The sequence below is a fragment of the Streptomyces sp. NPDC059649 genome (genome assembly GCF_042734445.1).
Taxonomy (GTDB): domain Bacteria; phylum Actinomycetota; class Actinomycetes; order Streptomycetales; family Streptomycetaceae; genus Streptomyces.
This window is the reverse complement of the sequence record NZ_JBHWDV010000072.1, coordinates 16,907-29,300: the sequence shown is the minus strand read 5'-3', so window position 1 is coordinate 29,300 and position 12,394 is coordinate 16,907. Positions and strand designations below refer to the sequence as shown.

Genomic DNA, 12,394 nt, shown 5'->3' with positions numbered 1-12,394 from the left:
ACATTTCGAACCCGGAAGCTAAGCCTTTCAGCGCCGATGGTACTGCAGGGGGGACCCTGTGGGAGAGTAGGACGCCGCCGAACAATCATTGTGGGGAAGCCCCGCACCGTATGGTGCGGGGCTTTTCTGCGTTCTGGGCCAGTGAGGCGACGCTGGTCGGCAGGGCAAAATCGGTGGCCCCTCGTCCCTCCCCCACCGTTGTGGGGTCTGGGTCGGGAGCGTGCAATGCATGCGGCCCGCGCCCGAGCCCCCAGGTCGGGCAATGACGCTCTTCGGCTGCGCCCAACAGAGGCTGCGGCTCTCAGATATTGGAGCACTGGCAGAGTGTCGTGCTGCCCTCGCTCACGTTCGACCGAGAGCGGTGGTAGCTAACCGGAGCGAGGGCGCCGCGGCGGGCTCCCGCGGCCGGCAGTCAGCTGTCTGCACGCGCGTGCCGCGGACGCGAGGCACGTTTTACAGGCGGCCGGTGGACTTCAGGGTGAGGTAGGCGTCGGCCACGTCGGGGGCCAGGTGGTTCGGGGTGGCGTCGATGACGGTGATGCCCTGGCGGCGGAGGCGGTCTGCGGTGCGGCGGCGGGCGGCGATGGCTTGCTCTGCGGCTGCTGCGGCGTAGACGGCCTGGGGGGAGTGACGGCCGGCGGCCATTGCCTCGATGCGGGGATCGGCTACGGCGGCGACGATGACTTCGTTGCGCTGGGTGAGGCTGGGCAGGACGGGCAGGAGCGCCTCTTCGACGGGGGCCGCTTCCAGGCCGGTGAACAGGACGATCAGGGAACGGCGCGAGGTGCGGCGATGGATCTCGGCGGCCAGGCCGCGGGCGTCCGCCTCGATGAGTTCGGCTTCGAGGGGCGCAAGGGCGCCGGTCAGTGCCGGGAGGAGGTCGCGGGCGGTGCGGCCCTGTACGGAGGCGCGGATCCGGCGATCGTAGGCGAGGAGATCGACGTGGTCGCCGGCGCGGGCGGCGAGGGTGCCGAGCAGCAGGGCCGCGTCCATGGAGGCGTCGAGGCGGGGGATGTCGCCAATACGGGCGGCCGAGGTGCGGCCGGTTTCGAGGACGAGCAGGATGCGGCGGTCGCGTTCGGGGCGCCAGGTGCGGACAGCGAGATCCTGTCGGCGGGCGGAGGCGCGCCAGTCGATGGAGCGGGTGTCGTCGCCGGGGATGTAGTCGCGGAGGCTGTCGAATTCGGTGCCCTCACCGCGCGTCAGAAGGCTGGTGCGGCCGTCGAGTTCGCGGAGCCGGGCGAGCTTGGCGGGGAGGTGCTTGCGGCTGGTGAAGGGGGGCAGGACGCGCAGGGTCCACGGCACTTGGTGGCTGCCCTGACGTGCAGCCAGACCGAGCGGGCCGTAGGAGCGGACGGTGACGCGTACCGCGTGGTGGTCACCGCGTCGGGTGGGGTGGAGCGTGGTGGTCAGGCGTCGGCGCTCGGCTGCGGGGATGCGGACGGCATGCCGGGAGGCGGTGATTTCCGTGCCGGGGTGGAAGCTGCTCGGGGGCCAGGCGTCGCGGACGTGGGCGCGCAGCGTGCGGTGGCTCGGGTTGGTGAGGGTGAGGTGGGTGTGGGCTTCGCCTGTTAGTCGAACGGTTGTTTCACCGGTTCGGGTGAAACGGAGCTTTCGCACTGGCGCGGCGAGCGCGAGGTCGCACAAAATTGCTACCAGCAAGGCGAGTTGAACGATCGCGATGCCGAGCCAGCTGGGCAGCACGAAGCCGACGAACAGAGCTCCGAGTGCGGAGACGAGGGCGGTGCGTCCGGTGAGGGTCACGGTGTCGCCTCAGCGGGGGACGGGGAGATGTGCGAGTACGGCGTTGATCACGGAGTCTGCGGTGACTCCTTCCATCTCCGCTTCGGGGCGGAGCTGGATGCGGTGGCGCAGCGTGGGCAGAGCAAGGGCCTTCACGTCGTCAGGGGTGACATAGTCGCGGCCGGTGAGCCACGCCCAGGCGCGTGACGTGGAAAGCAGGGCGGTGGCTCCTCGGGGGGAGACGCCGAGTGAGAGCGAGGGGGATTCGCGAGTGGCACGGCAGATATCGACGATGTAGCCGGTGACTTCGGGGGATACCGAGGTCTTTGCGACAGCGTCGCGGGCGGCGTCGAGGTCGGCGGCGGAAGCGACGGGGCGGAGTCCGGCGGCGTTCAGGTCGCGGGGGCTGAAGCCGGCCGCATGGCGGCTGAGGATGTCTATCTCGTCCTGACGGTCGGGGAGTGGGACCGTCAGCTTCAGGAGGAAGCGGTCGAGTTGGGCCTCGGGCAGCGGATAGGTGCCCTCGTATTCCACGGGGTTCTGTGTGGCGGCCACCAGGAACGGCTCGGGGAGGGGACGGGCTGTTCCGTCGACGGTGACCTGACGCTCTTCCATGGCCTCCAGCAGCGACGCCTGCGTCTTGGGTGGCGTGCGGTTGATCTCGTCGGCCAGTAGCAGGTTGGTGAAGACGGGGCCCGGCTGGAAGGAGAACTCCGCGCTGCGGGCGTCGTAGACCAGTGAGCCCGTCACATCACTCGGCATCAGGTCCGGGGTGAACTGCACTCGTTTGGTGTCGAGTTCGAGTGCCGTCGACAGGGCGCGTACGAGAAGGGTCTTGGCGACACCGGGGGCGCCTTCGAGGAGTACGTGACCGCGGCAGAGGAGGGCGACGACCAGCCCGGTGACGGTGGGGTCCTGGCCTACGACGGCCTTGGCTATCTCGGTGCGCAGGGCCTCCAGGGAGGCTCGGGCGCTGTCAGCGGTCGGGGTGCTCACGGGGGGCGTGCCTCTCTTGGGAAACGATCGAGGATTCGAGTGCGTCGAGCTGGTCGGCCAGCTGCACCAGGGCCCGGTCGTCCGCGGGGGCCGGGCCGAAGAGCAGGGGGTGGAGATCTGTCGCGGTGCCAGCGGCGGAGGTCAAGTGGGCGTGCAGGGCCGGGAGAAGGCGGTCAGGAGTGTGGGCGTCCACGGGTGGTACGCCGAGGAGGGGGGCGAGGCGGGTGCGGGTCGCGGAGCGCAGGACGGTTGCGGCCCGGTCGCGGGCGTTGGCCTGTTCGTAGAGGCGCGCGTGGCCCTCGGTGGTTTCGGCGGCGGGGACGGTGACGGGGAGGTTTTCGGGGACCAGGGGGCCGAGTCGGCGGGCGCGCCAGAGGGCTGCGAGGGCGGCGGCGATGGTCAGTTGGAGCATCGCCCAGCGCCAGCCGGAGGGGATGAGATCGAAGAAGCTGCGCTCGTCATGAGCGGATGACGGGTCGCTCACGGAGGGGAGGTACCAGATCAGATGGTCGTGAGCACCGAGGAGTTGAAGGGCGAGCGAGGCGTTGCCGTGCTCGGCGAGGTGTTGGTTGGAGAGGAAATCGGCGGAGCCGAGGAGGACGGTGTCGCGGCCGTTGCCGGTGGCCGGCAGGTGCAGCAGGGTGGGCCGGCCGCTGACGGGGTAGCAGCGATCGGCGCGCTCGTCGGACGTGGTGTAGCGAAGGCCGCCGAGGAGCACGCTGCCGGCGCGGTGTGCGTCGGGCAGGGAACAGGAGGGCTGGCGCGGGGAGTTGCTGGTGGCGGGCTGAGCCTGGACGCCGGGGACGAAGGACCAGAGGGAGGCAGCGCCGGGGGTGAGCAGGACGGTGCGCCCGGGGGTGCGGGCGGTCGCCGTGTGCAGGCCCGTCAGCTGCTTCTGCGTCAGCACGTCGGGGTCGGTGATGAGCAGGGTGGTGTCGGGGCCGGATGCGGCAGCGGCCTCCTCGGAGGTCGTCACGACCTGGACGGAGACGCCCTGGCCGGCGAGGAGCCGGGCCAGCGCACGGCTGCCGGAGCGGTCCGCCGAGCGGGGGTCGAGCCGTCCGTGCTGTTCGCCGGACCGCAGCGCGGCGAGGATCACCCCGCTGAGGACGAGGAGAAGCAGGGCGAGCAGGGGGCCGCGGGAGCTGGTCCACAGGCGGCGCGCGGTGAAGGAGGGCGCGGCGGTTTCCGGAGTGGCCGTGGTCATCCGCGGCTCCTGGTCGGGGTGGTGGCCAGGTCGGGTTTGGCCTGCTGGAGCTCGGTGTCAAGGGTGGTCAGGAAGGCGTATGCCTTTTCCGTGCCGGGGCGGCCGCCATATGTGACGTCGTCGAAGGTACGGGCGGCGGTGCGGAGTTGGTCGGCGTACCGGGGGAGCGTCAGGCCGGCCTCGGTGGCGGCCTCGTCGGCGGTGCGGCCGGCGGCGGGCGTGAGCAGGGTGCGTTCCTCGAGGGCGAGGACGAGGGCGCGCATGCGGTCCTGGACGGCCTGGCTCCAGTGGCCTGCGGCGGCGTGCCGTTCGGCGGCCGCGCGGTGTTCGGCGGCGGTCCGGGGAGTGTCGGCGAAGAGTGCGCCACTGGTGGTCGGGGTGCGGCGGACCGCGCCGAGCCGCAGCCGGAGGGCGACGACCAGCAGCAGCACGAAGGCGGCGATGGCGAGAAGGCCGATCCAGCCGCCCGGGGTGGCGCCGGCGGCCGCGCCGAAGAGCTCGTCGACGCGGTCCCAGAGCCAGTCGAGGGCGCGCTGGATCGGGTTGGGGTCGTGCTGGTGGTACCGGGGGTCGGACAGTTCGCGCTCGGCCGCCTCACGGGCGGGGAGGCGCGGTGTCCGCACCGGTATGTCGTCGTCGGAGCGCGCCATGAGTGATCCGAGCGCGGCCATGTTCCCCCCTGTTGTCACCGCATCAGCTTCCCGGTGCGGCGTCGGAACCGGTGTCGTCCGCAGCGGTGGCAGGGGCGGTCGGAGCGTGTGCGGTCGGGGCGGCTGCGGCCGGTGCGTCGGCGGGGACGTCGGCCCCGTAACCGGGGAGGCCGGCGGCGCGGGCCAGTTCGAGGTCGAGGGCCTCGCGGCGGATGCGCTGGTCCACGTAGAGGAGCGCGGTGACGCCGGCGCTGATCGGGAAGGTGATGGTGGAGCTGATCACGGAGCCGATGCCCAGCACGATGAGGAACGACCAGCCGGTGTTGTCGCTGGTGCCGTTCGCCCAGTCCATGAGGCTCTCACCGCCGATGACGAAGGCGACGATGGTGGCCGGGATCTGGATGATGAACTCGACGATGCCGACCAGGAGGTAGGACAGCAGCTGGACGCCCAGCACCCGCCACCAGGAGCCGCGTACGAGCTTGGCGGAGCGTCGCATGGAGGCGATGACGCCCTGCTTCTCCAGCATCAGTGCGGGGGAGGCGAGGCTGTAGCGGACCCAGAGCCAGATGCCGACGGCGCTGGCGGCCATCCCGCCCAATACGGTGAGGAGCAGGCCCAGGCCCAGCGTGTCGAAGGCGGTGACGAGGAGGCCGGGTGTCAGGCCGACCGCGAAGACGGCCGTGATGAGGAGGGGCAGCAGCACCAGCAGGCCGAGGAGGCGCGGGAGCTGGCCGCGGGCGTCGCGCCAGGCTTCGCCGGCCGTCGCGGAACGGCCGAGGACGGATCGGCTCACGATCATGGTGAGCAGTCCGGTGGCGATGATGGTGGCGAGGAGTCCGATCACCGACGTGATGGCGGTCCCGGCGAGCGAGTCCCCGGCCTGGCGCAGGGTGTCGCGGACGGGCGGGGCGTTGTTGCTGGAGACCGTGGGCGGGCGGCCGGGGTTTTGGAACCACAGGCCGGTGACGACGGTGACGGCGGTCTGCGAGACGACGGCGACGATCAGCGATATGCCGAGCACGGTGCGCCAGTGGGCCCGCATGGTGGCGACGGCGCCGTCGAGGATCTCGCCGACGCCGAGCGGGCGGAGCGGGATGACGCCGGGCTTGGCCGCCGGGGGGACCGGGGACCAGCCCCACGGTGCCTGCGGGCCGGGGGCCGGGTGGCCGCCCCAGCCGGGCTGGCCGGCGCCGGAGGCGGCGCGGGTGCGGTCGGTGGGGGGCAGGCCGTTGTCGTCCCGGGGGCCGCTCTGGCCGGGGATGCCGGCGGGGGCCGACCACTGGCCGGCGGGCGGCTGCTGCTTGGACCAGTTCGGCGGGGTCGGCTGCTCGGCGGTGCCGGGGCGGTCTTCCGTTCCGGAGGTCTGGGTGGGCTGGTCCGGTGTGCCGCGGCCCGGCTCGTCGGACGGCTCGTTGGAGGGGGCGGATCCGGGCGACGCCCAGCCCGGAGAGTTGTTCATCGTCGCTCCTTCTTGCTGCCGGCCCGCCCTGGCGGCCGGGGTCCGGGGTCCGCGGTGGCAGTCATCGTGTCATGGCGTCGCGCGTTGTGTACCCGGGCCCTGGGAGTGAGAGGACCTTCTGTTCGAGGGGCGGTCGGCGGCAGACTGAGGGGATGGGCGATCAGTACGAGGTATCCGAGGTGGGCGCCGGGACGCTCACGATCCCGTCGCTGCGCTGGGAGGAGCTGCCGGAGGGGCCCGTCCTGGTCCTCCTTGATCAGACCCGGCTGCCGGTGGAGGAGGTGGAGCTGGTCTGTACGGACGTGCCGGCGCTGGTCGAGGCGATCCGGTCGCTGGCCGTGCGTGGGGCGCCGCTGCTGGGCATTGCGGGCGCCTATGGCGTGGCGTTGGCCGCGGCGCGGGGCTTCGACGTGGAAGAGGCCGTGGAGGGGCTGGCGCAGGCCCGGCCGACCGCGGTCAATCTGGGCTACGGCGTGCGGCGGGCCGCGGATGCGTACCGGACGGCGGTGGTCGGCGGGGCCGGAGCGCCGGAGGCGGCGGCTGCCGCGCTGGCCGAGGCCCGGGCCGTGCACGCGGAGGACATCGCGGCCAGTGCGCGGATGGCGGAGCACGGTCTGGCGTTGCTGGGTGAGCTGCTGCCGGGCGGCGGGCACCGGATTCTCACGCACTGCAATACGGGCGCGCTGGTGTCCGGGGGCGAGGGCACCGCCCTGGCGGTGGCGCTGGCGGCGCACCGGGCCGGCGAGCTGCGCCGGCTGTGGGTGGACGAGACGCGACCGCTGTTGCAGGGTGCGCGGCTGACCGCCTACGAGGCGGCGCGGGCCGGTATGGCGTACACGGTGCTGTCGGACGGGGCGGCCGGGTCGCTGTTCGCCGGTGGTGAGGTGGATGCGGTGCTGATAGGCGCCGACCGGATCGCGGCGGACGGCTCGGTCGCCAACAAGGTCGGCAGCTATCCGCTGGCGGTGCTGGCCCAGTATCACCGCGTGCCGTTCGTGGTGGTGGCGCCGACGAGCACGGTGGATCTGGACACCGAGGAGGGGGCGGACATCGAGGTGGAGCAGCGGCCGGGGCAGGAAGTGACGGAGTTCTCGTTGCCGGCTGCGCAGGGTTCCGGGGCGGTCCCGGGGGTCGGTGTGCCGGTGGCGCCGTTGGGCGCTCAGGCCTATAACCCGGCCTTCGACGTGACCCCGCCGGAGCTGGTGACGGCGATCGTCACGGAGGCCGGAGTGATCTCCCCGGTCACCCGGGATCGGCTGGCGAAGGTGTGTTCCACGTCACGATGGAGTAAGTCACGATCAGGTAATGGGATGATGGCCGAATGAAGGGACGCGTCCTGGTCGTCGACGACGACACCGCACTGGCAGAGATGCTCGGCATCGTGCTGCGTGGCGAAGGCTTTGAACCGTCGTTCGTGTCGGACGGTGACAAGGCCCTTGCCGCCTTCCGCGAGACCAAGCCGGATCTCGTCCTGCTCGACCTGATGCTGCCCGGACGGGACGGTATCGAGGTGTGCCGGCTGATCCGCGCGGAGTCTGGCGTGCCGATCGTCATGCTGACCGCCAAGAGCGACACGGTCGATGTGGTGGTCGGGCTCGAGTCGGGCGCGGACGACTACATCGTCAAGCCGTTCAAGCCCAAGGAGCTGGTGGCCCGGATCCGGGCCCGGCTGCGGCGTTCGGAGGAGCCGACGCCCGAGCAGCTGGCGATCGGTGACCTGGTCATCGATGTGGCGGGCCACTCGGTGAAGCGCGACGGGCAGTCGATCGCGCTGACCCCGCTCGAGTTCGATCTGCTGGTGGCGCTGGCGCGCAAGCCGTGGCAGGTGTTCACGCGTGAGGTGCTGCTGGAGCAGGTCTGGGGCTATCGGCACGCTGCGGACACCCGGCTGGTCAATGTCCATGTGCAGCGGCTGCGCTCGAAGGTCGAGCGGGATCCGGAGCGTCCGGAGATCGTGGTGACCGTGCGCGGGGTCGGCTACAAGGCCGGGCCAAGCTGAGATGATCCGGGACGGTTCGGCCCCGGAGGGAATGCGGGGGCGCACCGTCGGCACGACGGGTGATATGTCCTTTTCTGGAAGATTGGTTGCTCGGTTGCTGCGCGGTGGCCAGCTGCTGCCCGACGGTGCGGTGAGCGGCCCGGTCCACCCGCTGCTACGGCTCTTCAGCCGCTGGGTGCGGCGGCCGCTGCTGCCCGCCCTGCGACTGTGGCGCCGCAACATCCAGCTGCGCGTCGTGGCGACCACACTGCTCATGTCCCTGGCCGTCGTGCTGCTGCTCGGCGTCGTGGTCGTCGGCCAGGTGCGGAACGGCCTGCTCACGGCCAAGGCGCAGGCCGCGCAGAGCCAGGCCGTGGGCGGCTTCGGTGTCGCCCAGAAGATGGCCGACGGCGCCGATGACACCCGTACCGACGACACCGCGCGTACCGGCAACCGCGGCACGCAGGACTCCGCGACCTGGCTGACCGGCCTGGTCGAACAGCTCGCCAGCGGCGGCCAGGGCGTCTTCTCCGTAGTGGCGCTCAGCTCCGACTCCGACGAGCCGTTCGGCGACTCCAGTCCCGGCACCCGCGGGCCGCGTGCCTCCGGTGACGTCGATCCGGAGCGGAGCGTACCGGCCGAGCTGCGGCGGAAGCTGGACACCAAGTCCGGCACGTTCCGGCAGTACACCCAGATCAAGCGCATCGGGTCGGACGACGGCGTGCCGGCGCTGATCATCGGCAAGCGGCTCAACGACATCAACAGCAACCAGTACCAGCTCTACTACCTCTTCCCGTTCAGTCAGGAAGAGGAGTCGCTCAAGCTGGTGACCGGCACGCTCGCGACGGCCGGCGTCTTCGTGGTGATCCTGCTCGGCGCGATCGCCTGGTTGGTGGTCCGGCAGGTCGTCACGCCCGTACGGATGGCCGCGGGCATCTCCGAACGGCTGGCCGCCGGCCTCCTCCAGGAGCGGATGAAGGTCACCGGCGAGGACGACATCGCCCGGCTCGGCGAGTCCTTCAACAAGATGGCGCAGAACCTCCAGGTCAAGATCCAGCAGCTGGAGGAGCTGTCCCGGATGCAGCGCCGCTTCGTCTCCGACGTCTCGCACGAGCTGCGGACGCCACTGACGACGGTACGGATGGCGGCCGACGTCATCCACGACGCCCGCGACGAGTTCGACCCGGCCACGGCACGCTCCGCCGAGCTGCTGCGCGGCCAGCTCGACCGCTTCGAGTCGCTGCTCGCCGAGCTGCTGGAGATCAGCCGGTTCGACGCCGGTGCGGCCGCGCTGGAGGCCGAGCCGATCGACCTTCGCGATGTGGTGCACCGCGTCATCGAGGGGGCCGAGCCGCTCGCCGAGCGCAAGGGCAGCCGCCTGCTGGTGCGCGGCGCCGAGCAGCCGGTGATCGCCGAGGCCGACCCGCGCCGGGTGGAGCGGGTGCTGCGCAACCTCGTCGTCAACGCCGTCGAACACGGCGAGGGCCGCGATGTCGTCGTACGGCTCGCGTCCGCCGGCAGCCGTAGTGGCGGCGCGGTGGCCGTCGCGGTCCGTGACTACGGCGTCGGGCTCAAGCCCGGCGAGGCCACCCGCGTCTTCAACCGCTTCTGGCGCGCCGACCCGGCCCGGGCCCGTACCACGGGCGGCACCGGGCTCGGCCTGTCCATCGCGGTCGAGGACGCCCGGCTGCACGGCGGCTGGCTGCAGGCGTGGGGCGAGCCGGGCGGCGGCTCCCAGTTCCGGCTGACGCTGCCCCGTACGGCCGGTGAGCCGCTGCGCGGGTCCCCGATACCGCTGGAACCCGAGGACTCCCGGCGCAACCTCGCCCGGCGGGCCGAAGGCGGACAGGTAGGTGCCGCGACCGGTCAGAAGGCCTCGACGATCCCCGTCCAGGGGCGGGCCGCCACGGAGCCGGGCGGCACGGCATCCCTCGCCTCCGCGTCCTCGGCGGCCCGGCCGGCCGCCGATCCCACGGCGCTGCCCGGGGACGGGACCCGCGTGGTGCCGCAGAGCGGGGGCGCACGGAGCGGACGGGCGGCGCACGACGAGGGCGCGCACATCGACGAAACGGTCCCCCGAGGCAGGGCCGAGCAGGACACCGGACGGGGTGGGGAACGGGAAGGCGGACGGCGTGGACACTGAGCGCGGAAACGAGCGCGGGGTGGGGCCCACGTCCCGGAAGCACACCCGCCGTTACCCATCCCGCCGGCACCTGCCGAAGCACATGCGTCAGGACGCCCAGACGGTGAGCCGGCCGGCGCGGAAGCTGGCGGGGCTCGGGTGCGCGGCCGTGCTGCTGGCAGGTTGTGCGTCCATGCCGGACAGCGGCGACGTCACGGCGGTCGACCAGTCGCCGCGCTCCGAGGGCGATTCCCAGGTCCGGGTCTACGGCGTGCCCCCGCAGGACGGCGCGCAGCCCACCAACATCGTGCGCAGCTTCCTCGACGCGACGACCAGCGACGAAGCGGACTTCCGCACGGCCACCCAGTACCTGGCCAAATCGGCCCGCCGTACCTGGCGGCCGTTCCAGGTCACCAAGGTGCTCCAGGAACGGCCGAAATCCGAACCGAAGGTGCAGCCCAACCGCGAGGACACGAACGGCTACTCGGTCACGCTGTCCGGCAGCCAGGTCGCGACGGTGGACGACAACCACGCGTACACGCCCGAGGAGAAGCCGTACCGCCAGACGATCCACCTCATCAAGGAGGGTGGTCAGTGGCGGATCGACCGGCTCCCCAACGGAGTGGTGCTCGGGCTGTCCGACTTCCAGCGCATCTACCGCTCCGTCAACAAGTACTACTTCGCCTCCTACGAATCGGAGTCGGAGGAGCCGAAGGCCAGCCGGGACGTGCTCGTCGCGGACCCGGTCTACCTGCGCCAGCGGATAAAACCGATCACGGCCAGCGTGCAGGCGCTGCTGTCCGGGCCCACCGACTGGCTGAACGAGGTGACGACCTCGGCGTTCCCGCCCGGCACCCGGCTCGCCGCGCACGACCTGGCGCTGGACGACTCCAACGGCCTGCGGGTCAAGCTGAGTAAGGAAGCGGTGAGCACCGACACCGCCCAGTGCAAGCGGATGGCGGCTCAGCTCTTCTTCACCGTCCAGGACATGACGCGCGCTTCGAAGATCAGCGAGGTCGAACTCCAGGACAACAACGGCAACTCGCTGTGCACGCTCTCCCAGGACCAGGCCGAACGCGACTACGCGTCGGCGCCGCTGACCGGGCGCTCCGCCAAGGAGTATTTCATCGACGCCGACCACAAGGTGGTCGCCATGTCGGACTCGGCGACCGAACCGACGCCGGTGCGCGGAGCGTTCGGCTCCGGCAAGACCCCGCTGCGGTCGGTGGCCATCTCGCGCGGTGAGAACACCGCGGCGGGGGTGTCGAGCGACGGCCGGTCCCTGTACGTGGCCGCCCTGGAGGACGGCATCGAGCGTGGCGCGCCGCTGATGACGAGTACAGGCTCGGCCAAGAACCCCGACGAGGGGCTGACCGCCCCGAGCTGGGACGGCCTGGGGGACCTGTGGGTCGCGGACCGCGATGCGACGCACGGTTCCCGGCTGCTGCGGATGCGCGAGGGCAAGGGCGACCCGGAGCGGGTGGCGGTGCCCGGCCTCGGCGGGCGGCGGATCAAGGCGATCAAGGTGGCCGCGGACGGCATCCGGATCGCGATGCTCGTCGAGGACAAGGGGCGCACGACGTTGCAGCTCGGCCGGGTCGAACGCGGCGGCAGCTCGGCGCATCCGGTGCTGTCCGTGGAGGAACTGCGGCCGATCGCACCGCAGTTGGAGGACGTGGTGGCCGCCTCCTGGGCGGGCGGCAGCCGACTGGTCGTCGTCGGGCGGGAGTCCGGCGGCGTGCAGCAGATGCAGTTCATGGAGACCGACGGCTCGGCCTCCGACGCGCAGACGCTGCCCGGGGTCAACGGCGTGAAGGCGGTGGCGGCCTCGGAGGACGAGACCCGACCGCTGATCGCCGACGCCACGGAGGGCATCGTGCGGCTGCCTCCGGACGCGAACTGGAAGACGGTGGCGAAGGACGGGACGGCGCCGGTTTATCCGGGGTGACGTGCTGCTTCTGTTCCTTGCCTCTTTGACCTTCTTCGTCTTCCTCGTCTTCTTCGGTTCTTTCGGCAGTCTTCTTCGGTGGGGCCGGCTGCCTTCTTCCCGTTCGGTCGGCCTCGTCGATGTCGATCAGCCTGGTCGTTCCGTGCGCCCGGCCCGGTGATCTCCCGTTGTTCACGATGATCTCCGGTCTGCGGTGACCGCCGGTGACCAGCGGGTCCAGTGCTTACGGGTGCGTGGCCGGCGGCTGGTTCGCGGAGTTATCCACAGGGGTGGTGATCGCCGGTGGAC

At 71.5% G+C, this 12,394-nt stretch carries 10 protein-coding genes and 1 rRNA gene; 6 read left to right on the top strand and 5 right to left on the bottom strand.

Features of this window, described 5'->3' with window-relative positions; translation table 11 throughout:
* Window positions 1-83, top strand: a 5S ribosomal RNA gene (gene rrf, locus ACFV1J_RS37015); the annotation flags it as partial.
* Window positions 84-453: 370 nt separating this feature from the next.
* Here the strand turns inward: rrf and ACFV1J_RS37010 are convergent.
* The 5 genes from ACFV1J_RS37010 to ACFV1J_RS36990 are packed head-to-tail and all read right to left on the bottom strand — an operon-like array spanning window position 454 to window position 6,058.
* Window positions 454-1,764, bottom strand: a complete 1,311-nt coding sequence (locus ACFV1J_RS37010; RefSeq protein WP_385865796.1) for a DUF58 domain-containing protein — start codon at window positions 1,762-1,764, stop codon at window positions 454-456.
* Between the two features lie 9 nt (window positions 1,765-1,773).
* Complete coding sequence (locus tag ACFV1J_RS37005; protein WP_385865794.1) at window positions 1,774-2,739, bottom strand: AAA family ATPase; 966 nt, start codon at window positions 2,737-2,739, stop codon at window positions 1,774-1,776.
* Entirely contained in the window at window positions 2,720-3,946 is a 1,227-nt protein-coding gene (locus tag ACFV1J_RS37000) for a DUF4350 domain-containing protein (RefSeq protein ID WP_385865792.1), read from the bottom strand. The genes ACFV1J_RS37005 and ACFV1J_RS37000 overlap by 20 nt, the downstream gene beginning before the upstream one ends.
* A complete protein-coding gene (locus tag ACFV1J_RS36995) occupies window positions 3,943-4,617 on the bottom strand; it encodes a DUF4129 domain-containing protein (protein WP_385865791.1) in 675 nt (224 codons plus the stop codon). The genes ACFV1J_RS37000 and ACFV1J_RS36995 overlap by 4 nt, the downstream gene beginning before the upstream one ends.
* Before the next feature lie 22 nt (window positions 4,618-4,639).
* Entirely contained in the window at window positions 4,640-6,058 is a 1,419-nt protein-coding gene (locus tag ACFV1J_RS36990; RefSeq protein ID WP_385865789.1) for a hypothetical protein, read from the bottom strand.
* A 152-nt stretch (window positions 6,059-6,210) separates the two neighbouring features.
* Here ACFV1J_RS36990 and mtnA point away from each other — a divergent pair, with 152 nt between their 5' ends.
* The 5 genes from mtnA (at window position 6,211) to ACFV1J_RS36965 (ending at window position 12,266) form a co-directional block, all read left to right on the top strand.
* Window positions 6,211-7,383 carry an S-methyl-5-thioribose-1-phosphate isomerase gene (mtnA, locus tag ACFV1J_RS36985; RefSeq protein WP_385865788.1) on the top strand — a complete coding sequence of 391 codons (1,173 nt, stop codon included), beginning with the start codon at window positions 6,211-6,213 and terminating at the stop codon, window positions 7,381-7,383.
* Window positions 7,380-8,057, top strand: coding sequence for a two-component system response regulator MtrA (gene mtrA, locus ACFV1J_RS36980; RefSeq protein ID WP_006605255.1), 678 nt, complete (start codon window positions 7,380-7,382; stop codon window positions 8,055-8,057). The genes mtnA and mtrA overlap by 4 nt, the downstream gene beginning before the upstream one ends.
* A 1-nt stretch (window position 8,058) precedes the next feature.
* On the top strand, window positions 8,059-10,179 hold the full coding sequence (gene mtrB / locus ACFV1J_RS36975; protein WP_385865787.1) for an MtrAB system histidine kinase MtrB: 2,121 nt from the start codon (window positions 8,059-8,061) through the stop codon (window positions 10,177-10,179).
* A gap of 82 nt (window positions 10,180-10,261) precedes the next feature.
* Window positions 10,262-12,106 (top strand): LpqB family beta-propeller domain-containing protein, encoded by a 1,845-nt coding sequence (locus ACFV1J_RS36970; protein WP_385865797.1) that lies wholly within the window; start codon window positions 10,262-10,264, stop codon window positions 12,104-12,106.
* 1 nt (window position 12,107) lies between these two features.
* Window positions 12,108-12,266 carry a hypothetical protein gene (locus tag ACFV1J_RS36965; protein WP_385865786.1) on the top strand — a complete coding sequence of 53 codons (159 nt, stop codon included), beginning with the start codon at window positions 12,108-12,110 and terminating at the stop codon, window positions 12,264-12,266.
* Window positions 12,267-12,394: the final 128 nt, after the last annotated feature.

Coding starts and splice junctions, on each gene's coding strand:
- ACFV1J_RS37000 (WP_385865792.1), bottom strand. CDS start 3,946: ATGACCACGGCCACTCCGGAAACCGCCGCGCCCTCCTTCACCGCGCGC.
- ACFV1J_RS36995 (WP_385865791.1), bottom strand. CDS start 4,617: ATGGCCGCGCTCGGATCACTCATGGCGCGCTCCGACGACGACATACCG.
- ACFV1J_RS36990 (WP_385865789.1), bottom strand. CDS start 6,058: ATGAACAACTCTCCGGGCTGGGCGTCGCCCGGATCCGCCCCCTCCAAC.
- mtnA (WP_385865788.1), top strand. CDS start 6,211: ATGGGCGATCAGTACGAGGTATCCGAGGTGGGCGCCGGGACGCTCACG.
- mtrA (WP_006605255.1), top strand. CDS start 7,380: ATGAAGGGACGCGTCCTGGTCGTCGACGACGACACCGCACTGGCAGAG.
- mtrB (WP_385865787.1), top strand. CDS start 8,059: ATGATCCGGGACGGTTCGGCCCCGGAGGGAATGCGGGGGCGCACCGTC.
- ACFV1J_RS36970 (WP_385865797.1), top strand. CDS start 10,262: ATGCGTCAGGACGCCCAGACGGTGAGCCGGCCGGCGCGGAAGCTGGCG.